At 60.9% G+C, this 24766-nt stretch carries 22 protein-coding genes and 1 pseudogene; 7 read left to right on the top strand and 16 right to left on the bottom strand.

All coding sequences use genetic code 11. The features are described 5' to 3' along the window. Positions 1–11: 11 nt before the first annotated feature. Positions 12–419, bottom strand: coding sequence for a hypothetical protein (locus ACZ9BX_RS23295; protein ID WP_476223135.1), 408 nt, complete (start codon positions 417–419; stop codon positions 12–14). Here ACZ9BX_RS23295 and ACZ9BX_RS23300 point away from each other — a divergent pair. The 3 genes from ACZ9BX_RS23300 (at position 384) to ACZ9BX_RS23310 (ending at position 3274) form a co-directional block, all read left to right on the top strand. After that, positions 384–737 carry a sensor histidine kinase gene (locus tag ACZ9BX_RS23300; protein WP_476223012.1) on the top strand — a complete coding sequence of 118 codons (354 nt, stop codon included), beginning with the start codon at positions 384–386 and terminating at the stop codon, positions 735–737. The two genes, ACZ9BX_RS23295 and ACZ9BX_RS23300, sit on opposite strands and share 36 nt — an antisense overlap. Before the next feature lie 204 nt (positions 738–941). Further along, complete coding sequence (locus ACZ9BX_RS23305; protein WP_476220398.1) at positions 942–1859, top strand: MBL fold metallo-hydrolase; 918 nt, start codon at positions 942–944, stop codon at positions 1857–1859. Positions 1860–2230: 371 nt separating this feature from the next. Beyond that, on the top strand, positions 2231–3274 hold the full coding sequence (locus tag ACZ9BX_RS23310; RefSeq protein WP_476220399.1) for an alpha/beta fold hydrolase: 1044 nt from the start codon (positions 2231–2233) through the stop codon (positions 3272–3274). 148 nt (positions 3275–3422) lie between these two features. Here ACZ9BX_RS23310 and ACZ9BX_RS23315 read toward each other — a convergent pair whose 3' ends face one another. Further along, positions 3423–4172: an SDR family NAD(P)-dependent oxidoreductase gene (locus tag ACZ9BX_RS23315; RefSeq protein WP_476220401.1), complete on the bottom strand. Its 750-nt coding sequence runs from the start codon at positions 4170–4172 to the stop codon at positions 3423–3425. 95 nt (positions 4173–4267) lie between these two features. Between ACZ9BX_RS23315 and ACZ9BX_RS23320 the strand changes: the two genes are divergently transcribed. Further along, the gene (locus tag ACZ9BX_RS23320; RefSeq protein ID WP_476220402.1) at positions 4268–5164 is read left to right on the top strand and encodes a LysR family transcriptional regulator; all 897 of its coding nucleotides are present in this window, start codon (positions 4268–4270) and stop codon (positions 5162–5164) included. 23 nt (positions 5165–5187) lie between these two features. On the opposite strand, the gene ACZ9BX_RS23325 is transcribed toward ACZ9BX_RS23320, so the two are convergent. The 7 genes from ACZ9BX_RS23325 to ACZ9BX_RS23355 form a co-directional block, all read right to left on the bottom strand. Beyond that, positions 5188–5550 (bottom strand): response regulator, encoded by a 363-nt coding sequence (locus ACZ9BX_RS23325; protein WP_027513238.1) that lies wholly within the window; start codon positions 5548–5550, stop codon positions 5188–5190. Positions 5551–5553: 3 nt separating this feature from the next. Further along, a complete protein-coding gene (locus ACZ9BX_RS23330) occupies positions 5554–5718 on the bottom strand; it encodes a hypothetical protein (RefSeq protein WP_156915367.1) in 165 nt (54 codons plus the stop codon). Positions 5719–5798: 80 nt separating this feature from the next. Continuing rightward, the gene (locus tag ACZ9BX_RS23335) at positions 5799–9527 is read right to left on the bottom strand and encodes an MASE1 domain-containing protein (RefSeq protein ID WP_476220404.1); all 3729 of its coding nucleotides are present in this window, start codon (positions 9525–9527) and stop codon (positions 5799–5801) included. A gap of 294 nt (positions 9528–9821) precedes the next feature. Next, positions 9822–11312 carry a cyclic nucleotide-binding domain-containing protein gene (locus ACZ9BX_RS23340; RefSeq protein ID WP_476220406.1) on the bottom strand — a complete coding sequence of 497 codons (1491 nt, stop codon included), beginning with the start codon at positions 11310–11312 and terminating at the stop codon, positions 9822–9824. 179 nt (positions 11313–11491) lie between these two features. Further along, on the bottom strand, positions 11492–11899 hold the full coding sequence (locus ACZ9BX_RS23345; RefSeq protein WP_476220407.1) for a cupin domain-containing protein: 408 nt from the start codon (positions 11897–11899) through the stop codon (positions 11492–11494). Positions 11900–11972: 73 nt separating this feature from the next. Further along, positions 11973–12728, bottom strand: a complete 756-nt coding sequence (locus ACZ9BX_RS23350; protein WP_087001468.1) for an SDR family oxidoreductase — start codon at positions 12726–12728, stop codon at positions 11973–11975. A gap of 72 nt (positions 12729–12800) precedes the next feature. Beyond that, on the bottom strand, positions 12801–13586 hold the full coding sequence (locus ACZ9BX_RS23355; protein ID WP_476220409.1) for an alpha/beta fold hydrolase: 786 nt from the start codon (positions 13584–13586) through the stop codon (positions 12801–12803). A 268-nt stretch (positions 13587–13854) separates the two neighbouring features. Between ACZ9BX_RS23355 and ACZ9BX_RS23360 the strand changes: the two are divergent. Continuing rightward, a pseudogene (locus tag ACZ9BX_RS23360) lies at positions 13855–14040 on the top strand (alpha/beta hydrolase fold domain-containing protein); the annotation flags it as partial. A 316-nt stretch (positions 14041–14356) separates the two neighbouring features. On the opposite strand, the gene ACZ9BX_RS23365 reads toward ACZ9BX_RS23360, so the two are convergent. Next, positions 14357–15007 carry a response regulator transcription factor gene (locus ACZ9BX_RS23365; protein ID WP_037143803.1) on the bottom strand — a complete coding sequence of 217 codons (651 nt, stop codon included), beginning with the start codon at positions 15005–15007 and terminating at the stop codon, positions 14357–14359. A 350-nt stretch (positions 15008–15357) separates the two neighbouring features. Here ACZ9BX_RS23365 and ACZ9BX_RS23370 point away from each other — a divergent pair, with 350 nt between their 5' ends. Next, positions 15358–15717: a TetR/AcrR family transcriptional regulator C-terminal domain-containing protein gene (locus ACZ9BX_RS23370; RefSeq protein ID WP_476223013.1), complete on the top strand. Its 360-nt coding sequence runs from the start codon at positions 15358–15360 to the stop codon at positions 15715–15717. 333 nt (positions 15718–16050) lie between these two features. After that, entirely contained in the window at positions 16051–16431 is a 381-nt protein-coding gene (locus ACZ9BX_RS23375; RefSeq protein WP_476220412.1) for a VOC family protein, read from the top strand. A 69-nt stretch (positions 16432–16500) separates the two neighbouring features. On the opposite strand, the gene ACZ9BX_RS23380 is transcribed toward ACZ9BX_RS23375, so the two are convergent. The 6 genes from ACZ9BX_RS23380 to ACZ9BX_RS23405 form a co-directional block, all read right to left on the bottom strand. Then, positions 16501–16830, bottom strand: a complete 330-nt coding sequence (locus tag ACZ9BX_RS23380) for a type II toxin -antitoxin system TacA 1-like antitoxin (RefSeq protein WP_476220413.1) — start codon at positions 16828–16830, stop codon at positions 16501–16503. A 170-nt stretch (positions 16831–17000) separates the two neighbouring features. Continuing rightward, positions 17001–17699 carry a DUF2161 domain-containing phosphodiesterase gene (locus ACZ9BX_RS23385; RefSeq protein ID WP_476223014.1) on the bottom strand — a complete coding sequence of 233 codons (699 nt, stop codon included), beginning with the start codon at positions 17697–17699 and terminating at the stop codon, positions 17001–17003. A gap of 106 nt (positions 17700–17805) precedes the next feature. Further along, on the bottom strand, positions 17806–18717 hold the full coding sequence (locus ACZ9BX_RS23390) for an agmatinase (protein ID WP_476220414.1): 912 nt from the start codon (positions 18715–18717) through the stop codon (positions 17806–17808). 284 nt (positions 18718–19001) lie between these two features. Next, positions 19002–22271, bottom strand: coding sequence for an error-prone DNA polymerase (locus ACZ9BX_RS23395; RefSeq protein WP_476220415.1), 3270 nt, complete (start codon positions 22269–22271; stop codon positions 19002–19004). Continuing rightward, a complete protein-coding gene (locus ACZ9BX_RS23400) occupies positions 22268–23791 on the bottom strand; it encodes a Y-family DNA polymerase (RefSeq protein WP_476220417.1) in 1524 nt (507 codons plus the stop codon). The genes ACZ9BX_RS23395 and ACZ9BX_RS23400 overlap by 4 nt, the downstream gene beginning before the upstream one ends. After that, positions 23706–24467, bottom strand: coding sequence for an ImuA family protein (locus ACZ9BX_RS23405; protein WP_476220418.1), 762 nt, complete (start codon positions 24465–24467; stop codon positions 23706–23708). Before ACZ9BX_RS23405 ends, ACZ9BX_RS23400 begins: the two co-directional genes overlap by 86 nt. Positions 24468–24766 lie beyond the last annotated feature (299 nt).

Consider the following 24766-nt stretch of genomic DNA (forward strand, 5'->3'; position numbering starts at 1 on the left):
ACTTTCGCGATCTAGTCTGGCAGCCCTGCCTTTCGCAATCCTTCCGCGAGCAGTGCGAGATCGTCCGGTCTATGTATTGGTTGCCAGTCCGTTAGATTGGAGATGCGTAGCATCGGATGGAGCTGGCGCAAACGGTTCATCGCCTCCTGTGCCTTGTCGCTCCGGCCAGCGAGCGCATGGCTTGCAGCGATGGTGGTCACAACCACGAGGAAGGTTGGCATATAGCTGAATGATTTTTCCGCCCATAACGACGCTTCGTCGAACCGCCTTGCAAACAAATGCGCCATTGCCATCCCGGTCTGCAAGAACTCCCGGTTGTCCGAGGTGATCGTGTCCAGTTGCAGCAGGCGATCGTTAACCTGATGGTCAACAGCATTCAGGCCATGAAGGTCACGTCCCCAATTCAACGTGAGATTCATCTCGAAACAGGTTTAAACGAAACCGGCCGTATCGCGTTTTCAATCAGGGATACCGGGACTGGCATTCCCCTTGATCACATGGACCAGATATTTGATGGATTCTTCACTACTAAGGAAGGCGGCCTGGGCATAGGACTGGCCATTTGCCAGTCGATCATCAGAGCCCATGGTGGGGAAATAACCGCTTCGAACCATCCGCAAGGCGGTGCCCGGTTCCACTTCTCGCTACCCGCCGACGGCATTGCTAACGACCAGTTTCACAAATGCCTTTCTAACTGCCCCTGTCTCAGGCACAGGACGACAAAATCGATCGTATAATTTAATGCGACTTCAGCCATTGTCATCTCCGTCCGCGGCGCTCTCGCCGGCGTCCGTTCCGGTTAATGACACGAACCGTATGACAAGACCTATACCGTGGTATGGCTCACCCTACTCCTCGACTCAATTTACCGCGAACACCCCCCGACATAGCGTCATTGATGCCTTGTGTAAGGCGGCGATCAGTAAACACAGGAGACGGACATGAATCTGGACATTACCCCAAAACCCGCCAGGTCGGCACCCGAAGAGTTGGTTCCGTCGCGCTACGCGGTGCGGATCGGCGAGATTGACGTGCTGGTTGTCAGCGATGGAGTGCTGCCGCTCCCAACCGTGATGTTGGGCCACAACGCCGACCCGGCCGCCCGGGCTGCCTGGCTGGGCGACATGTTCCTGCCGCCAGACGCCTTCGACTGGGCGCTGAACGTGGTCGTCGTGCGCAGCGGCGGGCAGACCATACTCATCGACGCTGGGCTGGGACTCGACCCGGACTTGAACCTGCCGCGGGCCGGGCAGTTGATAAAGCGACTGGAGGCCGCCGGCATTGATCTTGCATCCGTGACCGACGTGGTGCTGACCCACATGCACATGGACCACGTTGGCGGGCTGCTCGTCGACGGGGTGAAGGAACGGCTGAATCCGGACCTGCGGATCCATGTGGCCGCTGCCGAGGTCAAATTTTGGGAGTCGCCCGATTTCTCTCGCGTCTCGATGCCGGCGGGCTTCCCGGACGCGCTTCGGGCGGCCGCCAAGCGGTTCAGCAAAGAGTACCAGAGCCAGCTGCGGTTGTTCGAGGATGAGCACGAGGTGGCGCCGGGCGTCGTCGTCTCTCGGACCGGCGGCCACACCCCCGGGCACAGCGTCGTCCGCGTGGCCTCAGGCAACGACCGGCTGATGTTTGCCGGCGACGCCGTGTTCGCGGTCGGCTTCGATCACCCCGACTGGCACAACGGTTTCGAACATGACCCCGAGGAGGCTGCCCGCGTTCGGGTCCGGCTTTTGCAGGAGCTGGCAGCGACCGGCGAACTGCTGGTGGCAACTCATATGCCGTTTCCTTCCGTTGGCCATGTCGCAGTCGACGGCAACGCCTTTCGTTGGGTACCGGTCTTCTGGGACTACTGATCGCCATTGGGTTAAGCAGGAATACACGTCTGCCAGCGCTGAACGAATCAGCGGTGTACGACATCGTCATATCCTTGCTGCGGCGAAAAATGCGGTAACCGAGCGTGCCACAGATCCGGCACATCTAGCGAGGTCCGGTGATAGCCCGGACCTCGCCTCAAGGTGGCCGCGTGCATCCCTCACACTGCCAATTACGGTCGATTTGGCCCGATTGGCCGATGATCTGTGGGCGATATACCGTCGTATGACCGATACTTCGTCCAGTAGCGACCTTTCGCCTACCGTCTCAAACTCCTCTCGTCCAATGCGCTCATTGAGGTGCCGCCTCTGAGGCAGCGCCGCACAAGCACCCACTTTTGGAGAACGCAGTTATGGGAAACATTGAACTCGCGAACTTGACCCGCCGGTCCCTCGGCGGCGCCGCCCTCGGGCTGATGGCGACAGGAATACCCGGAAAGAGCGCCCGAGCGACTCAGGGCACGGAAGAAGCGAAAGCTGGCCAAACGCAGGGCGCGACATTGGGGGCCAGCAAGCGCATTGACGCCGGCGACCTTAACGTCGCCTACGCCGATCTCGGGCCTGCTGACGGGTCACCCGTTCTTCTGCTGCACGGCTGGCCGTACGACATCAACAGCTTCGTCGAGGTCGCGCCACTGTTGGCAGATCATGGTCATCGGGTAATCGTTCCATATCTGCGCGGATACGGCGCAACGACGTTCCTATCCGACAAGACGAAGCGCAATGGGCAGCAGTCGGCGCTCGCACTCGACGTCGTGAAGCTGATGGACGCCCTCAAGATCGAGAAGGCGACCATCGCCGGTTTTGACTGGGGAGCCAGGACTGCCGACATCATCGCGGCTCTCTGGCCGAATCGATGCAAGGCTCTCGTATCCGTCAGCGGCTACCTGATCGGCAGTCAGAGCGCGGGCAAGAAGCCCCTGCCGCCGTCGGCCGAGCTTCAATGGTGGTACCAGTACTATTTCGCCACCGATCGCGGCCGCGAAGGCTACCAGAAATACACCAACGACTTCGCCAAGCTGATCTGGAGGCTGGCGTCGCCTCGCTGGACGTTCGATGACGCCACATTCGACCGGAGCGCAGCGGCCTTTTCCAATCCAGACCATGTGGAGATCGTCGTACACAACTACCGCTGGCGTCTCGGCCTGGCCCAAGGCGAGAAGCGCTTCGACAAGTATGAGGCCAAGCTTGCCGACGCCCCCGACATCGAGGTCCCGGCGATCACGCTGGAAGGCGATGCCAATGGCGCTCCTCACCCCGACCCCAAAGCGTATGCGGGAAAATTCAAGGCGAAGTACGAGCATCGGCTGATTTCGGGCGGAATCGGCCATAACCTTCCGCAAGAGGCACCCGAGGCGTTTGCCAAGGCCGTAATCGACGCCGAAACGTGGGCGTAGGCGATCAAAGCCATCAACGCGCAGCAACTCAAAAGACAGCCGTCACCGTATGAAGTCTTTCGGCCGACCCTTTCGGCGCAGATGCGACGCACCGGATAGCTTGGTGCGTCGCACAAATCGCGCTTTCCCGCGAACTCCCATCGGTCCTTCAAGCCAAAGTCATGCCGCCATCGACATGCAGTTCGATACCATTGACGAAACTTCCCCCCTCGGAGGCGAGGAAGAGAGCGGCGCGCGCCAGTTCTTCCGGCTGTCCCAGGCGGCCCGCCGGGATAAGCGAAGCCATGTGATGTTCGAATGCCGGGCGATCAGCTTCCGAAACTCCAAGTTTTCCGAGAATAGCGGTATCGACCGGTCCCGGGCTCAAAATATTGACGCGGATCCTTCGGTGCTTGAACTCGATCGCCCAGTTCTTCGCGAACGCGGCGACAGCAGCTTTCGAGCCGGCATAGACGGTGTGATCCGGCAGAACCTTGGTAGCTGCCAGCGAGCTCGTGACGATGATGCTGCCGCCATCGCGGATCACCGGCTCGATCGTTTGTACGCCGAAGAACACCCCGCGCGTATTAATGGCGAAATGCCGGTCATAGTCTTCCGGCGTCACATTGCCGGAAGCAGTGAGATTGATGATCGCGGCATTGGCTATATAGATGTCCAGGCCGCCAAAGCGGTTCTTCACCGTCTCGGCAAGCGTTCGATGGTGTTCGATGTCGGCGACATCACCAGCGACACCGACGGCGCCATGGCCGATTTCGCTCACCGTTTGATCGACGACGTCCTGGCGCCGGCCGGTGATGACGACCTGCGCCCCTTCTTGCGCGAACAGGCGCGCAGTTGACTTGCCGATGCCGCTGTTACCGCCCGTGATGACGGCGACCTTGTCTTTCAGATGCTGCATTGTTTATCTCCGTTTCTGTAGAGGTTGAGATAAACCCGCTCGCCTCGCGCCATTAGAATGCAGTCAGGCACATGATTTGTGCCGCGGAGATGCAAATGCCAAATCTGCTGAGTGAGACGTCGGGACTGATGGCTTTTGTTCGGACTGTGGAGGCCGGCTCCTTCAGCGCGGCTGCACGCGACCTGAACACAACGCCATCTGCGGTCTCGAAGAGCGTGGCGCGGCTGGAAAAGAAGATCGGAACGAGGCTCTTCCTGCGCTCCACCCGCGCCCTAACGCTCACGCAGGACGGCCAGTTTTTTTTCGAACGCGTTGCGCCGCTCTTGCGAGATCTGGATTCGAGCGACGAGGCGATCAGGTCGCAGGCTGCGCCATACGGGCGCCTGCGCATCAGCATGCCCGGCGAGCTGGCGCCCTTGCTGCTGCCCCGGCTGTTTGCCAGCTTTGCGGCCGCCTATCCGGACCTGCATCTGGATATCGGACTGACGGACCGGTTCGTGGATCTGATCAGGGAGGATTACGACGTCGTGTTGCGCGTCGGTGATCCCACGCAACAGGACCTCATTGTTCGTCATCTGTCAGATCTGCCGATGGCAGTGGTTGCCTCCCCGCGTTTCCTTGAGACCTGGGGCAGTCCAAAGTCGGCGGAAGCTCTGGCAAGCCTGCCCTTCGCTCGATTTGCAATGGGCGGCATACCAACGTCCGTGCGTTTGGCCGATGGAACCACCTTCATCCCCTCCGGGCGCGTCAATTGCGATTCAGGAACGGCACTGATCCAGGCGGCGCTGAGCGGACTTGGCGCCGCATATCTTCTGCGATGCCTGGTGGCCGGCGAACTGAAAGACGGGACACTGGTCGATCTCGCACCAGCGATCGCCCTTCCCGAGCTTCCCTTCAATGCCCTGCATGCCTTCGGACGCACCGCCCCCTTGCGCGTGAGGCTGCTCTGCGACTTCATGGCCACCGAAGCGAAGGCCATCACAGGGATGTGAAAGCTAGACAGGTCCGGCCTGTCTCAATCGCGTAAGGCGTCTCCGATGGCCGCAAGTAGTACCCGGCCATCGAAAGGCTTGCGGAAAAATCCGCTAATGCCTTGGGCACGGCCCTGATCCGCTATCTCGTGGCGGCCAGTGATCAAGAACACGGGCAGTTCCGGATGCGCCTCCCTCACCAGATCACGAAGTTCAAAGCCGTCCATGCCCGGCATTCCAATGTCGGTGATGAGCACATCCACGCCCGACAGTCCGCTAGCAAGGAGCGATCCCGCCGACGAGAAGCTGCGGGCCACGTAGCCCGCGGATTCCAGAAGTTCTTCCAGCGACTCAAGTACCCGTGGGTCATCATCAACAATCGCCACGACAGTTTTTTCTTCGCTCATACTCTACTCCATCTCGCCCGGCGCGAGCGAGTTATAGATATTTCCACCGCCACTCTCTCCTGCATAACGTTCCTTCTGTCGATTTGCTGCATGACCCCGCAGCTCTGCGGCAACGAATTCGTCCAAAACGCTGCCCACCACCAACGGCGGCCCCTGTTTGCGCATCATGGCGGGCGCGCTCCGAACTTGTTTCTCGATTTCGAACGACTGACTGCCCCGTGGCCGGGCGCCTCCGAATGCGCCCATCGTCATCCATTCTGGATCCGCATTGACGATATGTCGTCATGGAGACTGTTCACTTCAGCCGGCAACGTGAAGATGAACTTCGCGCCATACGGTTGGTTTTTCTCCGTCCATAACTGTCCACCGTGTGCCTCGACAATTGAACGGCAGATCGCCAACCCCATACCCATCCCTTGCTCTTTCGTCGTAAAGAACGGCTCGAATATTCTGTCGGGAAATTGGACGCCCCGGCCGGAGTCGCTGATCTCGATCCGAACCACGTCCAGAACTTGGTTTACACGTATCCGAAGAATCCTGTCATTCGGAACAGTAGCCATCGCATCCATGCCGTTGCGGATGAGATTGATCAGAACCTGTTGAATCTGGACACGATCGAACGCGACAAGCCGAAGCGCGCGCTCGATCGCTATATCCATGCGGACGCGACGACGTGATGCCTCCTCCGCCAGGAGATCGCGCGCCTCGGCGATCACACCGTCGAGCGTCGTACAATCCCTCGTGTCTGCGGATTGCTTGAACAAGGCGCGGATGCGACTGACAACGTCGGCGGCGGAGTTTGCGCTATGAATGATCCGCTCCACCGTTTTCTGTGCCCGCTCGATATTCGGCGGTTCAGCCGTAAGCCAACGCTGGCAGGCGCTCGAATAGTTCATCACGGCCGACAGCGGTTGATTGACCTCATGGGCGATGGATGCCGACAGCTCGGCAAGACTCGCCGCCTGGTTCGCGCGTGCGAGACTCTCTTGCGTTAGAAGCAACTTTTCCTGCGCTCGAACCTCACCGTCGATGTCCAGGCAGATGACATTCCACTGCACGATGGCGCCTTCGGCGTTTCGCATCGGGGCGGCGCGCGTCTCGACCCAGCGATATTCTCCATCGAACCGCCGCAGACGATGCCTCTGCGCATACGGCTCGCCGGTGGACAACGAATGGGCGTACTGCTCCTTAACTCCCGCGACGTCGTCGGGATGAACACCGGCATCCAGTGCGCCGGCTAACCGGGATTTTCCCGTGATGTCCAATTCTTCAAGCTCGTACCCGAGGAATTCGCGCAACTGCTGGCTGCGATAGACCGGCTCGCCATCCGGTGCGACACAATCGATCAAGGCCGGCAGCGTTTCAACCAGCTCCCAGAGAAAGCGTTCTCTCTCGCGCAGCGCCTCCTCGGCATGCACTTGATCTTCGATGTCGTGACAGAGGCCGTACCACTGGAGGATACGTCCGCTCTCATCCCGCAGCGGCTCCGCGCGGCTCGACATCCAGCGATAAATCCCATCCGCACGACGCAGGCGATAGTTCAGGGAAAAGGCCTCACCTGTAGCGAATGAGTGGTTGAGCGCCTCCGCCAGCCGGGTTGCATCATCGGGATGGACGAGAGCCGCAATGGCCGCAGCTAGCCCGCTCGATCCGGGCCTATCGTAATCCCCTACGTCCAAACCGAAGAACTCGATCATGCGTTTGCTGAAGAAGACCGGTTCGCCCTCCGGGCTTAATCGCCAGAGCAGGCTCGGAACCATGTCGACGAGCTGCGAGAACTCCCGCTCCCGGTTACGCAATGCCTTCTCTGCCTTCTTGCGCTCTGTGATATCGATAAAGCCGACCAGACTCTTGTCGGCGACAGCGCCGGGACGGGCGGTGGTGAACAGGACGTCGATGACGCTGCCGTCCATTCGCGCTACCTGGGTCTCTTCCCGGAAGACCTCCTCGCCGCGATAACGCGCCTCGATCGAGCGGCGTATGGTGGAAATGCTCGGCTGCCAGTAGCGGGTAATTGGCAGGTGCATCTCCTCCGCATTTTTCGCGCCGAACATCTCGATGATATGTTGGTTGACCTCTTCAACCTCCAGAGCTTCCAGTGCGCGCGGCAGGAATTCGGGGTGCTCGTCAATGTACGTTTGGAGTTCCGTCACTCCCTTTGCACGCAACTCCTTGAACAAGGGAACCAGTTTGCTGGCGTCCACCTGCGTGAGCCCGATCGGCATATAGTGGAAGAGGTCACGGTAGCGGCGCTCGCTTTGCTGCAAGGCCTCCTGAGCGGTCACCAGGTCATCTATATCGAGGCAGACGCCATACCATTGCACGATCCGGCCGTCCGGGTCGCGCAGCGGGTCCGCACGCCCCTCGGTCCAGCGATAGGTTCCATCTGACCGCTGCTGGCGATACTTCATTGCGAAGGTGGTACCCGTCTCGAACGAGCGCGTCAGCGCTTGCCCCACCGCCTGCCTGTCTTCGGGATGGACATCGGCCAGGGACCGCGACGCGTCCTGCGCGGTCAAGTCTTCCAGGGTGACGCCGACCGTATCCATGAGCCGTTTGTTGATGTAGGACGGCGTTCCTTCAGGCGTCGCGCTCCAGATCAGAGCGGGCACGGCGTCGATGAGCTGCCGAAGCTGCCGCTCGCTTTGGCGCAATGCTTCCTGCCCGCGCACCTCGTCGTCGATGTCGATGGAAATTGCGTACCATTGCAGAATCACGCCGCCTTCATCCCGCAACGGCTCCCCGCGGCCATCAACCCAGCGGTATGCGCCGTCCGCACGACGCATGCGATACTTCATGGCGTAGGGTTCGCCGGTGGCGAGGGAGTGGCGGACTGTCTCTAGCAGGCACGCCGCATCTTCGGGATGGACGAGAGTCTGTATGGCTGCCGCCAGCCGGCTCATGTCTGGCTTGTCCAGTTGCGCCAAATCGTCCAAACCGAAGAAGTCAAGCAAGCGCTTGTTGAAGAAGGTCGGCTTGCCTTCGGGCGTCAGACGCCTGATCTGGACGGGGACCATATCCACGAGCTGCGAGAGCTCCCGCTCCCGGTCGCGCAATGCCTCCACGCTTTGGCGCAATGTGAGCAGCGCCAGCTGATGCTGCCGGGATATAGCGGCTACGATGAGCGCCGAAAATGCCGAGATGGCTAGAAAAAGCTGCAGCATGATCTGCTTGTGCTTCTGGGACTCGGGATCGCCGGCAAATTGGCTGGCGCCGGATATTGTGAACACCGCCGTGATCAGAGCAAGGAGGGTCAAGGCGACGGCGGCGCCTCGAAACTCAAAGCGCGCCGCGGCCCAAAGAAGAGGCGGCATGATGATGTAGGCGAAGGGCAGGTAGCCGCTCAAGGAAAGGGCGGCGACACCAAGAAAGATCAGCCCAAGGACGCAAGCTTCCATCCATCGCGCGGCCGAAAGCTGGGCCTTGCCGCGCCAGTTCTGGAACACGACCAGCGCCAGTGGCGCTACGATCAGGATCCCGGTGGCATCCCCGATCCACCATAAAGGCCAAGCCGCCGCGAAAGTTTGCGATTGTATGCCAAACCACGCAAGAGTCGCACTTCCCACCGTCGCACCAATGGTTGGCGCAACTCCAGCGGCCAGGACGACGAATGCGAGAACTTCCTGCAAGGTTTCCAGCCGAACCGGACGTCTGCAGGTCCGGTTCACGAGCCACGCGCCGACCGCCGCTTCAAGAGCGTTGCCGATATAGATCAGGACGGCCGCAGGCAGCGGACTGTGGAACCACAAGAAATTGCTGAACAGCTCAGCCAGACAGCCCCCCAGCACCCACCATGGCCAGCTGTACCCGGAGGCCACGACAAGCGTAGCAATGAAAAGCCCGCTCGGAGGCCAAATGGAAATACCTGTTCCAGGTACGATTGCAAGCGACTGAGCAAATCCGCAACCCAACATATAGGCCACAACAAAAAGCCCCAGGTGCAGGAATTGGGGGCGGTGCGACCAGAGGCGCATCATGGGCTGCTCCTGTTGGACAAAGCAGGCCCGGGACGATCAGCGCCTCGTCCGGCACTTGTCCTCAACATTCCGGCTGACCTAATCATACTCAAACTTAATCCCACCACGCTTCATGGTGTTGTGCCTCTCTTCGTGAAACAGGCCCGGCGCTCCTGCGTGAGCAGAGTACCTGGAACCAAGCGACAAAAATACCTGTCCTGAGGAATAGGGTCTCGCGCCTCAAATTGCGCCGACGCGCCGCAGCAACGATCAACTCCGCAGCCCATCTCAAGAAGCATCCTGGCACAGGAGATGTCAGTTGCGGAAGATCGCCCGTATTGCCTTAAGGAGCGCGAGGGCGCTCCGCTCCTGCCCTGTTGTGGGTAGGGGCAGATGACGGACGTCATCGGCACGGGCGGCGAGCGTTGTAGCTATCTTCTCTGCTATCGCCGGACGGGCCTCGAGCAGCGGCGCGAAGCTCTGCTGATCGATCTCGTAGACAGTGACAGGAGTGAGCGCCTGCAGCGTGCAAACCTCGCCCATTCCCGCAAGCAGGCCCGTCTCGCCGAAGAAGTCTCCGGGCGAAAGACGTCTCTGTTCCTGCTCGTCGTTCCGCATTGCGACGATCCCGGCACGAATAATCATCAGCGAGGGCAGCGTTTGACCCTGATGAGCAATGATCTCACCCTTCTGAAACTCGCGGACCGCACTTGATTGTGCCAGGAGTTCCTTCTCGGACTTCGTCAGGTGCGAGAAAACCGGAATCGCTTCAATGAGGCTAAGCGGCGTGATCTCAGGCGGCCTGGCGCCCTCCTCCGTCGGCAGTTCGTTCATAAACGCGATTGCCGACGGTGGCATCGCCAACAGCAGTCCGGCGGATTTGCATTGGCGATAAAACAGATCGATCACCTCGTTTCGGGCTTGCGTCCGCAGCGACGGGCTCGTCACCCGAAACAGCAGCTCGATTTCCAGGGCGACAGCGTCCACGCCCTTCAGCGCCACCTGTGGAAGCGGCTCCTTGACGATCGAATTGCAGCCGGCCAAAACCGACTGCATAACGTCTTCAATGATGGAGGGCATTCTGGTCGGTGCGACGCGGACTGTCATTCTGAGGAGATGCGTTTCATCGGGTTGGCTGATGTTCGTCAATCCGAGTTTGGCAAGCACGCCGTTGGGCAGAACGACGACATTGTTTGCCACGGTGAGAACGTGTGTCGACCGCCATGTGCTGGCAATGACGCGTCCCTCCGTTCCGTCCGCAAGGAGAATCCAATCGCCCAAAGAGTAGGTGCGCCCGAGCGTGAGGGCGATGCCCGAGAAGACGTCACCGAGGGTGTTTTGGAGCGCCAGACCGAGGACGATAGCAATCACGCCGGATGTAGCAACCAGCGTTCCGATCGGAACGCCGAACACGAAGGCCAGAGCCGATAGCATCACGCACAGATAGACCAGTCCGACGACGATATCCTGCAGAAGGCGGGCTTCGCGCGGCCTTCCTTCAAGAACGAGATAGATGCGGACGAAGCCGATGATGGCCCATGCCAGATGAAGCCACCACAGCAGTTTCGCCACGATGACGAAGATCGCTCGAGTGTCTTCAAATCGATAGTCTTGAAATCGGCCGGGCGAAATATCGCTCTCGATAAGAGCCGCGGTCATGGCGGCAAAGAAGGCGATCTGCACGACCAGCCGGAGGTTCGCACGTCGAGGCGAGAGCAGATACCATACGACTATTCCAGCCAGCCCGAGGAGGATGAGCCAGGCAAGAGGATCGCTCGCGAGTTTATCAAAATGTCCCTGTAGCATGATGACCATCTCTTGGCGTGGGTGGCACGGTCGAAGTGGCACTGTAGGGCCCACGCCGCTTCGACATGACCAGCAAGCGTCAGCTCCGCATAGTTCACGCGCGGCGCGGCAACGTTCCCGTTCGGAGCATGCGCCGATGGTTTTGCCTGGCGTTCATGCGCGTTCTCCTTGTGTTGAACTCATTTCTCGTAGGTCGCCAGGTTGGTCTCGTTCGTGTCGAGGACGAACACGGCAAGCAGGCGAGCACGCTCCGTCGTGCTGGCATTTTCGCTGACGCTGTGGCGGTCACCCGGAAATTCCGACCAGCTCTCGCCGGTCTTATAGGTGACCACCGGCCCGTCATTGACCTGGCTCCGGATCGCCCCTTCGAGAACCGTCGCGTAGATGAAGGCGGAGTTCGGATGCGTATGAGCAGGCGAAGTGCCGCCTGGCTCGTATTCGACGAGTACGCCCTTGATGCTCTTGCCGGGCACGTTTGGAAGCGGCTGGTCGTAGACGACCTTTACGTTTGCCGCCTCATCATTAGCCATTGCTGCTGTCGCGGAAGCGGCGGCGAGCGTCACCGCGTACAGGAATGCCTTGATCATTTTCATGTCCATGTCTGGCCAACGGTTTTCGATCCGACGGATCGGTGAACCGAGGAACTTCATTTGGAACTGACTATTTCTGTTGTGTGGAATGGCTGAGCCATTCTTCGAAGCGGATTGCCCCGAGACGGGCTCCCTCGTCCGGAACGAGCGTCCGGTCGTCGATCTCCACCTCGAAATAGCGGGCATGCGGATCGACCACGATGTTGCGCGGGTCGTTCGTCGCTTTCAAAAAGCGCGTGACGAATTCGCTGAGAGGCGCCCGCTCCGGACCGGCGATTTCGATCATGCCGTTCAAGGGCTCTGCCAGGGCCACGTCGGCCATGGCATCGGCGACATTATCGGCTGCAATCGGCTGCAAGGCGCCCGGCGACAGTCGAACAGTCGTCCCCGTGGTTCCGGATTGGGCGATGGCGCCCATGAATTCGTAGAACTGCGTGGCGTGAACGATCGTGTAGGGAATTCCGGAACTCCTGATCAGCTTCTCCTGAGCCATCTTGCCGCGGAAATAGCCCATTTCCTGCAGCCGCTCGGTGCCGACAACGGACAGCGCGACGTGATGACGAACGCCTGCTGCCTTTTCAGCTGCGAAGAGATTACGCCCGGATGTCTCGAAAAACTCCAAAGCGGCCTTTTCCTCGAATGAGGGCGAGTTCGCCAGATCGACGACCACCTGCGCGCCAGCAAGAGCCTCGGCCAGACCTTCACCGGTTATGGTGTTGACGCCCGAATTCGGCGATGCGGCCAGGACTTCATGGCCTTTCTTACGCAGCCTCTCCACGGTCTTAGACCCGATCAGCCCGGTTCCACCGATGACGACGATTTTCATGTCGTTTCTCCTGTTTTGCGTTCCGATATTGCGTTGCCGATGGAATGCCGGCCCTTGCGGCCGGCCAGATATTCACTTTGCCGATGCGGCTTCCTCGATGAGCGAGGCGACCGCGTCGGGATGTGAAATCATGATCGCGTGGGATGCTCCCTCGACGACCACTGCCTTCACCGCATTCGCGCGCTTCGCCATGAAGCTCATCATAGTCGGCGGGATGTTGCGATCCTCCGAGCCGTAGACCATGTAGGAAGGAAGCTTCTTCCACGAGGCGACGCCCGAAGGTTCGGCAAGGGCGGCCTGCGTCACGGGCCGCTGGGTCGCCGCCATCAGCTTGGCCTGATCTTCAGAAACGTCTGCGGCGAACTGGACACGGAACTTATCCGGCTGGATGTAAAGATCCTGGCCCCCATCCGGCAGGGCGATCGTCGCGATCGCGCTCGCCAACGTACTGCCTGGGAACTTCTCCGAAAGCGTAAGGCTGGATTCGCCGGTCTCCGGCGCAAAGGCGGCGACGTAGACCAGGGCTTTCACATTGGCGTTGCCGTTGGCAGCCTCGGTGATGACCGGCCCGCCATAGGAATGGCCTACCAGCACGACCGGCCCGGAGATCGAACGGACGATGGCGGAGACTGTCGCTGCATCTCCGGCAACGCTGCGAAGCGGATTGGCCGCTGCGATGGCCGTGTAGCCGTCTCGCTTCAATTCGCTAATGACGTCGTTCCAGCTCGAAGACTCCGCGAAAGCCCCGTGCACAAGCACGATCGTCGGCTTCGTTTGCGGATCCGCCGCCTGCGCGAGCGCGCTGCCTGATACGCCAATTGCTGCGGCGAGCGCCAGGGCTCTCGTGATGTCTCGCACTTGCGTTCTCCCTTGTGGTCGTTGGATCTATGCCGAGGAGAATGCGTCAGTCCGGCGCGCTAGCCTATCGAACGGAAGCGTTGGCCATCCGATGCCGAAGTACAGGTCGGATATACCAGGTGATTGGCAATCCTCATCGAAACGAGCCTGAGGCTGCGATTTCCGGCACGGGCTGGGTTCGACGTGCGTGCAGATAGCCGACGAGCGCCCGGTGTGGGCACATGGCGGCCGGAGCGACAGCCCGCGCAAGTGAGGACGCTCCTAACCGTTGATCGTCGATGAGAACGACGTCCGGCGCGACGAAGGCGAAGCTTATGGGCGCAAGCTGGCGCAGGCCGGCGTCCGCGTCACTTCGCTCAGGTACAACGGCACGATCCACGATTTCATGATGTTGAATCCGATCGCACAAACTCCGGCCGTGCGTGCGCAATCGGCCAGGCGATCGGCTATCTACGCCACGGGTTTGCCGCCGCTGACCGACGTCTTTGTCCATCGGCCGGGAGGCAGTCCAGTGTGTATCTCATTGGACTGTCTCCCATTGCCTGGACACAATACGGCCTCAGAGGCCGCAGGCTAGAAACACGTGCAATCAAGGCATCTGCTCCGTCAGATCGTCTGCACGTTCCGGACGGAAACCGGCAGCCAGAATAGGAACTGCGCGCCGCCGTCGTCTTCAACGACCGCAATGACGGGCGACTCGAACAAATAGATTGCTGCTGCGCGCCCTAAGGTCTCGCTGAATCCGCTCAACATCGTAACCATACCAAGGCCTATGGTTGAGGCTTTTCGCGAAGGTCTGCGGGCAGAGCGTCCCAGGCGCGGATGAGCTCCCCCACTGAAATCGTCCGCATCTTGCGCATCACATTGCTGCGGTGGAGCTTGACGGTGATCTCGCTGATGCCGAGTTCGAAAGCGATCTGCTTGTTGAGCCGGCCGTGCACGACTTCGCGCAGGACCTGCCGTTCGCGAGGCGTCAGGGTCGCGAACCGCTCGACGTGCTGCTTAACGGTCTGGGCTTGTGCCCGCTGTGCGACATCCCGCTCGATACCGGCTATCACTGCATCGAGCAAAGTCTGGTCGCGAACCGGCTTTGTGAGGAAGTCGATGGCTCCAGCCTTCATCGCTTGTACCGACATGGGAATGTCGCCATGGCCAGTGAGGAAGATGATGGGCTTTGCGTTTCCTCTTGAAGCGAGTTGATGTTGAAGGTCGAGACCACTCGATCCGGGCATGCGAACGTCGAGCACCAGGCAGCCTGGCCGCTCGGGAAACTCCGATTCCAGCAATTCGCGCGGCGAGGCGTAACAGCTGACGTCGAGACCAACGGACAGCATGAGCTCCTGAAGCGACATCCGCACCTCATCGTCGTCATCGACGACCAGGACCAACGGGCGATCCGTATCAGCGGCGGGCGCGGTCATGGGAATACCTCCACGGACAATTGGACGGCGAAACCCGAGCCCCTGAGTGGCGCGGACTGACCCTAGCCCGATGATGCAATTGGCACCAATCTGGCGCGCGGCAAATTGTGCCAAACGGATCAAGTAGATACAATACGCTACGTAGCGCGGTCAACTGGTAGCATTGGTTCGCGGCACAGGCGCCGTGTGCCTGAACCTTCATCGAAAGCAGCGGAGGCTCGAAAGCGAGCATCTATCGTGAATTCGGCGGAAAGGAGACCCTGTTCTCAGAGGCAATCCAAAACAGGTGTAGAAAAATTCTTAGCCCGATCGCCGATCCTATCCCCGTTGAGGAAACGCCTCAAAAGGCGCTGCGTAATTTTGGGATCCGATTTTTGACATCTGTTCTCTCGGATGAGGCGCTCTTGCTCCGCCGCACAGTTGTCAGGGAAGCACGGCGCTTCCCAGAGGTCGCGCAAGCTTTTTATTCCGCAGGCCCGCAAACTGTTTACCTGGGGCTGAGCAGGCTCTTTGTGCGGTTGCAGGAGGACTCACTTATCGTTAACGGCGATGCAGGATCGCTTGCTCGACAGTTTCACGGCATGATCCTCACGGAACTCCAAATGGCACGTCTTCTCTTCAATCAGCCGATGCCAACTGACGCACAGTTGTCCAAACACGTCGATAACGCGATCGATACCCTGATGTTCGGTATTGAAAAGGTTAAGTAATTAGGTGCGAGATTATTATTCGCCGGCGGCGGTTATGCCGCTGTCGATTTAGGCCGAAAAGACTCCGTCCAGAGGGTGAGGAAATATTCGGGCTAAGGGCGGGCGAACAGGCTGGAGACTTGGCGATACGTACCGACCCGGCCGGTATAGGTCCGTTCGCGCGCTTCTACAAACGCCTCCTCGGCGGCAAAAAGTCGATCGCGCCATCGCTGCGTTCTTAAGAGTGGTTATTTCGGGCGTGTTGAACATCCGCGTCACCTCGTCAGTCTTCTGGAAGATTTTCGGCAAATGCGTCTATTCTCTGGACATGGACCGACCGATGGAGGGACTGACATGCACTATTCTCGCCTGTGCGCTTTGCTGATCGATTGTAAGATACCTGACGTGGATGCCGCCGCTGACTTTTGGGCCGCGGCACTGGGTCGCCCGGTAGACCTCAACCACCCGGGTAGCCGCGACAACTATCGAATGCTGGCGACGCCGGCCGATGAACCCATCGTGCAAATCCAGCAGGTGGACCATGAGAGCCGTGTCCATATCGACATTGAGACCGATGACATTCCCGCGGAAGTCGCGCGCCTTGAGAAGCTCGGAGCAAAAGTCGTGAACCGGCTGGAACGCTGGGTGGTGATGCAAGCCCCCACTGGACAACGCTTCTGCGTCGTGCGTGTACAGCGCCCCGGATTTCCGAAGAACGCCAATCTCTGGGATTAGGGCGACACCCGATCTTTCCCGTTCCTCGGGCATCATCTCAAATGAGGGCGACCTTAGCCGAGTCGCCTTTCAATGCGGAGACAGGGCTCTTTTCGGGAAGCTCAAAGAAGATGTTAGGCAACGGCAATGGGAGGAAGCTCGGGAGAGGCAGGCGCGCTTGCGGACGGGGCTAAGAGGTTTGTGGGACTGGGCGCGGGGTGAAGCTCGGCCCATCCGTGAGCGCAACGAAGCCGAAGCAAGAGCCGCTGCTTTACGCGACAGGGCCGAACTCGATGCAGCAGAGACAACGAAATCGCTTAGGCTGCGGCCTTCCATCTCGGTGGCGCGCTTAACGATTGCCAACGCTTCGGGACTGATGCGAGCTTCCAATCGAGTCCTACGAGCGGTTTGCTGTGGCATGGGATATTTCTCCTTACTTAAATTGTACGGCAAAATGCCGGACAAATGCGAGTCTAAACTGGGAAGCGTTAGGTGCCGAACAGGCGCATGACTCGCCGAGACATGGGAGTTTGTCCCGGCGCTACGACCGACGAAGATCGAAATCTTTGGCCGATTGAGGGGCAGAAGGCCTATTGTTGAGCCAAAGTAAGGCCGGGTTGGCTATTGATCTGCCTGCAGTCCGGCTGCGGCCATCGCTGGAGTGCTTCCCGCCCGGCGTCTGTCAAGCCGTAGACGCCTCTGTCGAGCCGTTCGAACCAGCCATAGACATTCGAAAGCAAAATCTTCCCGGCATCCGGTACGCTGGATCTGATTTCACGCACGCGCAACGGTCCTGACGCCAGTGCTGCTGCGCAGCCGAGTGCCTGCTGGCGGTACGCCGTCATAACTGGCGCGCGTGTGCTCCCACCTAGTGCTGGATCGCCGCGCCGTCTCTGGTGTTCCCGCATGAGCTTCGAACGCCGTTTCGGATTGCTTCGCGGCATCGGCGATACGGAACCGACAATAATGCCGACATCGCCGGCATCGGAAATGCCGAGCATGCCGATGCCGAGCCTGCGGCATAGGTCACGGTACCGTTTGTCGGCCTCCCGTCCTTTGCCCTTGGCTGAAACCCTGGCGGCGATCCATACCTCATCTGAAACGGCAGCCCGGTCGACGGCCTGCAGTATGAGCTCCAGATTGAAGCTCAGTTTTAACTCGCAGATTACGACAAAAGGCGGATCGTCAATGCTGAGGCCGACAATGTCGCAGCCGCCAACTTCGCCCTTGACGATGTAACCTGCCTTCTCGAGAATGCCTTTGACGGGCAAGTAAAGCGAAGTTTCCATATGCCGGCAGACCGAAGCAGCGATTCGTTCCATAAATTACATCGATCCGCCCGTGCGGGATAGCGCATCGATATTCAGGGTTAGCGCTGCGACAGGAAACCGGGTTTCAAATCTGCCGGACAATGGCGCCGATCGCGTTGACGAGAAGGCGCGCGGCGATGAGCGCCGACAGGCCGTCGATATCGGCGGGAGGATAGAGCTCGACAAGGTCGAATCCTGCGATCCTGGCGCGCCTGCCAAGGCCTGCGATCAGGTCGATCACCTGCGTGTAGGTGAGGCCGCCGGGCGTACGCGCCGCCACGCCCGGCATGATGCTGGGATCGAGGCCGTCGCAATCAAGAGTGACCACGACCCGCGCTCCTTCCGGAATATGCCGGAGAGCGGCTTCGACGCCTTGGGCGTGAATCTCGCGGGCCGTCACGAAGCGGCTGCCATAATGCCGCGCCGCTTCGATGTCGGTAATGCGCGCGCTGCCGACGCTACGCAGACCGACTTGCACGATTCCAACGACATGCGGCATCTCGCTCGCCCGGCGCATCGGGCTCGAATAGCCGTAGCGTTCGCCATGCAACTCGTCGCGCCAGTCGATATGGGCGTCGATCTGCAGGATCCAGACCGGCCCGTGATCTGCAAAGCCGGCGAGGAAGGGAATGGGCACGGAATCGTCGCCACCGAGGAGGATCGGTACGGCCGGCAATGTCAGGACCTCGCGCGTTTTCGCCTCGATCCGGGCCTGGTTGCCGGCATTGTCATGCATGGTGGTCGGGATATCGCCGGCGTCGATGCAGCAGGCCGGCTTGCCGTCGAACAGCGGGCCGGCGAGATCGAAATCCCAGTGGTCGACGAGCGCGGCATCGTCCTGGCTCGCCGCGCGGATGGCGTCGGCGGCCAAGGCGTAGCCGCTGCTGTCCTTGCCGCGATAGGTGCTGCCGTGACCGGCTCCGAAGATCACCGCACGCGGCCTGCGGCTATCGGCGAGGCGATCGGGAAAGCCGAGAAAGGGAGGTGAGATGGTCATTTCTTGATAGTCTCGATGATGGTTTAGCTGAAGCGCCGGTGTTGAGGGTGCAGGAAACTCACGGTCCGAACGGCCGCCCGGCTGAAGCCCGAACCGCTTCCCATTAGTCGTCACGTAAGCATGATGACGGCAAGCAATTTTTCCGTGAAGATCGCGTAAGATTCAAAATTGTCCGCCGATCTAGCATAAACCTCGAACAGTCGGCGCTCTACCGGTGCTGCCTTTTCTCTGCGGGCGCCATCTACATCGCCTTGATGGCATTCGAACCAGGCCCTTCTTTGCCCTCACCGGAAATCCCGCGTCTTCACCTTGATCGCCTCGAGATGCAGATAGGGATCCACGATATCCCTCGGACGCAGCCCCTTCGACAACCCGCGCGGATCGGGTCTCGGCGCACCATGATGAAACTCGTCGCCACGCCCATGCGGCAACGGAAACGCCATGTCCCGATCGCCAACGCTTGCGAGTTCCGCTGACAGATCGGTCAGCCGGTGGGCGACCAGATGCACGACGTCCCCTTCCCGCTGGATGCGGCCATAAACGCCGATCATACCGGCGCCGAGAACGATCTTGCGATACTTCTCGAACACTTTCACCCAGACGACGAGATTGGCGATGCCGGTCTCGTCTTCGAGCGTGATGAACATGACACCCTTGGCGGAGCCCGGCCGCTGGCGGACGAGAACAAGGCCGGCGGCCTCCAGCCACTTGCCGTCGCGCGCCTGCATCGCCTCTGAGCAAGTGACGATACGCCGGCGGTTGAGATCGGCACGCAGGAATGACAGCGGATGGCTCCGTAGTGTCAACCCGACATGACCATAATCCTCGACCACCTCGCCGCCTGCCGTCATCGGCCTGAGCGCCACGATCGGCTCATCGATCTCCACCACGGTCGCGTTCTCCCGAGCCGATGCGGCGGCAAACAGTGGCAGCGGCTCGTCGCGCAGCGCTTTGATCGCCCAGAGCGCCTCTCGCCGGGCAAGTTTCAGCGACGGCTGGAAGGCGTCGGCTTCCGCAAGCTCAACGAGCGAGGCCGCCGGCACGCCGGCGCGGCGCCAGAGATCATCGACCGAGACGAAGGTCTGGTCGGCGCGTGCGGTGATGATCGCCGCGGCGTCGGCATTGGCAAGACCCTTGACCATGCGTAGCCCCAGCCGCACGGCAAACCGGTCTTCGTCGTCCGCCGGTTCAAGTGTGCAGTCCCAGCGGCTCAAGTTGACGCAGACCGGGCGGACCTCGACGCCGTGGTCGCGAGCATCGCGAACAATCTGGGCCGGTGCGTAAAAACCCATCGGCTGGGCATTGAGGAGAGCGGCGCAGAAAACGTCGGGATGCCAGCATTTCAGCCAGGAGGACGCGTAGGCGATCAACGCGAAGGAGGCCGCGTGGCTTTCCGGAAATCCGTAGCTGCCGAAGCCTTCGAGCTGCTTGAACGTCTTTACCGCAAATTCCGGCTCATAGCCGTTTGCCACCATGCCGGCGATCAGTTTTTGCCCGAATTTCGATACCCCACCGGTATGCTTGAAGGTCGCCATGGCGCGGCGCAACTGATCGGCCTCTCCCGGCGTGAAACCGGCGCATTCAATCGCCACGCGCATTGCCTGCTCCTGGAAGAGCGGCACACCGAGCGTCTTGCCGAGCACCTTTTCCAGTTCGGGCTTGGGATAATCCACCTTCTCCTTGCCCTCACGGCGACGAAGATAGGGATGCACCATGTCGCCCTGGATCGGGCCGGGGCGGACGATCGCCACCTCGATGACGAGGTCATAGAAGGTGCGTGGCTTGATCCGCGGCAGCATCGACATCTGCGCCCGGCTTTCGATCTGGAAAGTGCCAAGTGTGTCGGCCTTCCTGATCATCGCATAAGTGCGTGGATCCTCGGCCGGGATGGTCGCCAGATCGACAGTGATGCCCTTATGCTCAGCAAGCAGATTGAAGCCGCGCTTCATGCAGGAGAGCATGCCGAGCGCCAGGCAGTCGACTTTCATGAATTTCAAGATGTCGATGTCGTCCTTGTCCCATTCGATCACCTGGCGGTCGACCATCGCCGCCGGCTCGATCGGCACGAGTTCATCGAGGCGGTCACGGGTAAGCACGAAGCCGCCGGGATGCTGCGAGAGATGGCGCGGGGCGCCCATCAGTTGCCGGGCGAGATCCAGTGTCAGGCGCAGGCGCCGGTCGCCAAGGTTCAGATTGAGATCCTCGGCATGCTTGGCACCGACATCCTCGCCCCAGCCCCAGACCTGCGACGACAGCAGCTTCGTCATATCCTCCGGCAGGCCTAACGCCTTGCCGACGTCGCGGACAGCCCCCTTCGAGCGATAGCGGATGACGGTCGAACACAAAGCAGCATGGTCGCGACCATAGGTGTCGAACACCCATTGCATGACGATCTCGCGCCGTTCGTGCTCGAAATCGACGTCGATATCGGGCGGCTCGCGGCGCTGTTCCGAAACGAAGCGCTCGAACAGCAGGTCGTTGCGGTCCGGGTCGATCGAGGTAACGCCAAGCACATAACAGACAGCGGAATTGGCGGCCGATCCCCTGCCCTGACAGAGAATGTCCTTTGAGCGAGCAAAGCGGACGATCGAGTTCACCGTCAGGAAGTATGGTGCGTATTCGAGCTTCTCGATCAGTCGCAGCTCGTGCTCGAGGTTCTTGCGCACCTTGTCCGGCAGACCTTCGGGATAACGCTCAGCCGCCCCTTCCCAGGTGAGCTGCTCCAGCGTCTGCTGCGGTGTCAGTTCCGGATGCGAGCGTTCCTCCGGATATTGATAGGCGAGTTCATCGAGCGAGAAACGACAGCGCTCGATGATTTCGATGGTGCGGGCAAGCGCCTCCGGATAGCGGTTAAAGAGCCGCGCCATTTCTTCCGGCGGTTTTAGATAGCGATCAGCATGCCGTTCACGCCTAAAGCCGGCGTCATCAATGGTGACGTTGTGGCGAATGCAGGTGACGACATCCTGCAGGATGCGCCGCTCGGGATCATGAAACAGCACGTCATTGGTGCCGACCGTCGGCACCCGCGCCGCCGCCGCCGTGTTCGACAGTTCGTGCAGACGCAGTTGATCGTTCGGCCTTCGGCGCAGTGTCAGTGCCAGATAGGCGCGATCACCGAAGGCCTCGCGCAGGCGACGCAGGTTGAGAGCGCAGGTGTCGTCGGCTTGGTCCGGGATGAAAACGGCAATCAGCCCCTCGCCATAGGCGACGAGATCTGCCCAATCCAGGCGGCATTTCGCCTTGCCGGCGCGTTTCTTGCCGAGCGACAGCAAACGGCAAAGCCGCGCATAGGCCGACCGGTCAGTCGGATAGACAAGCACCGACAGACCGTCGGTGAGATCAAGGCGACAGCCGACGATCAGCCGGACGCCGGTATCCCTGGCCGCCTGATGAGCGCGGACGATACCGGCGAGCGAATTGCGATCGACGATCGCCAAGGCCTCGATGCCGAGTCCGGCCGCCCGCGCGAACATTTCCTCGCAGGAGGACGCTCCGCGCAGGAACGAAAAGTGCGAGGTGACCTGCAGTTCGGCATATCGTTCAGTTGCCGTCATCCGAATATCCCGTGGAGGAACCATTTGTGGCTGCCGGATTCGCTGTGCTCACCGTCACCGGCGCGAAAGATCCAGTAGCGTTCGCCCGCTTCGTCCTCGACCTGGAAGTAATCGCGGACCGCAACCAGTTCGGCATCGCGTTTCCACCACTCCCCGAAGACGCGCTCGGGACCATCGGCGCGCTTGACGCGGCGTCGAGTGCCACGCCAGGTGAAGCTGACCGGCGGATGATCGGGCAACAGCGCCATCGTTTCGATCGGCTCGGGATGCTTGAGCAGTCGGGCCGGTCGCGGCCAGTGATCCGGCCATGTCTCGCCATTGTCCGGGGTCATCGGCGCCACACGGGTAACGGAACGCTCAGGCACATCGCTGGCAACCGGCGCGAAACGATAGAGCCGCCTCTCGCCGATGCGGTTGCCGAGGATGTCGATCAGCCCGGAAACATCGGCTTCCGGTTCCTCGACCAGCGACGAGATCACCTGCCGCGCGACGAGCGGTTCGGCATGCGTCGCGGTGAGCGACATGATCTCGATGCCGAAGCCGGGATCGATGGTCTCGATCCGGTCGGTGAGCAACCGCCTCAGCCGCTTGACGTCGCGAACCGGCGCCGCGGTTCCGGCCCGGATGGCCTGATAGGAGCTGTCGACGCGGTGGAACAAGAGATCGACGCGGCGGGCGCCGAGACCTTTTTCCTCGAGCGCGTGACAGAGCTGGTCGACGAGCTTGGCGGTATAGCGCGCGATTGTCTCGGCCGCGGCGATCGGCTCGCCAAAAGCACGGCGGACCTCGACCAGCTCCGGCGGGCGCACCGGATCGATCGGCTCGGCGATCCGTCCCATCGCCTGATCGAGACGGCGGCCGAGTTCCGGTCCGAAGCGAAGGGCCAGCGGGGCGCGCGGCTGGCTCGTAAGTTCGCCGACCGTGTTGAAGCCGAGAACCCGAAGACCATCGACGATGGCTGGGTCGACCCGCAGCGCGGCGACCGGCAGATCTCGGATGGCGTCAGCCTGGTTACCCGGCGGAACGACAAGCGTCGGGTTGGCCCGGAACCGCGCACTGGCATGGGCGGCACCCCAGGTGTCTGCGACTGCCGCGCGTGCGGCAATGCCCGAGGCGAAGAAGCGGTTGACCATGCCCGATAGCATCAGCTCCTCGCCGCCATGCAGGTGATCGGCGCCGGTCGTGTCGATCACCAGACTGTCAGGCGGATCGGCGGCAACGATCGGCGCATAGCGTTGCAGCGCCCAGAGCGCCAGACGTTCGAGCGCCTCGGTATCGGCCGCCGGATCCGCATCCATGACGACGAGGCCGGTCACCAGTGCCTGCGCCTTGGTTGCCGGCATCCCGATCCGCAAGCCGGCCGCGCGTGCTGCCTGATCGACGGCCAGCACGACGCGCCGCCTCTGCTGGCGGCCGATTAGGACGAGCGGCGTCTCAGGCGGAGGCGCGGCGTCGCCCAGTCTCCGTCTGAGGCGATCCGTGGACCACATCGGAAGGAAGAGCGATACGACCCTTGGCATCTGGGGCCTCCACTTCAAAATCAGCACTTTCACCGGCGCGACAGCGGATAAGTTCAAGCAGCCAGCGGGCGCGGCCGACGCCTGGAACCGGCAAGGGAGAAGACGGCAACACCGAGACGCGCCAGCGTGTAACCGATGCGGTCGGCTGCCCGAGGTCGGAAGCCTCGGTCTGCCGCCGCCAGCGGCGGATGGCGATGCCGATCGTGCCTGAACTTTCGGCGGCAAGCTGCAGCCGGCGGGACGCTGTTATCGAGAGCCGTGCCAGTTCGCCGACGACAGCGCCAAGCCCGCCATGGCGCAGTCCCTCCTCAATGCAGGAGAGTAGTGCCTTCTCGTCACCCGCTTCGACATAGATGACCCGCCCAGGCAGCAGGCCCACCTGGGCAAGCGCCGGTGCGAAGAGGTCCGGCCGTGTGACGCACCAGAGCACCTTGCCCTTGGTACGCGCCGCGATCCCGGCGGCAAACAGTGCTGCCGCGGCGCCATCGATCGCGCCATTGCCGCCGCCAGCAACCTCATGCAGCGCACCCAGCGCCAGCCCGCCTCCCGGCAGCCGGCGGTCGATCGCCGGAACGGCGAATGGAAGAGTCGCCCGACCACGAACCACCCCGCCCTCCAGCCGCTCGATGCGTTCGCGCAGCTCGGCGATGATAGGGTTGACGGCGCGGTCACGCATGCGAAATGGCACCTCCTCGGGCTTGCAACGGTAGAAACTGCTGATATGTTCCCTATCTGTTCTTAAACCGAACAGGAGTCAATCAACCCTCGAGCGACTCTTCTGGGTTGAATGATCATTCAACTTGTGGACGAGGCTCCGTGCTTGAGGATTCGCTGATCAAATACAGCGGGATAGGGACGCGATCATCCGCACGATCCTATCCGCAAATTTCGATGGGCGGCAGAGAGGGTGGTCGTTCGCGATGCCAGGATCGTTCGCTCACTGCTGCTCAATCCAGGCGCAGGTTCGGATAAGAT

This window comes from Rhizobium sp. USDA 3886 (assembly GCF_056279785.1).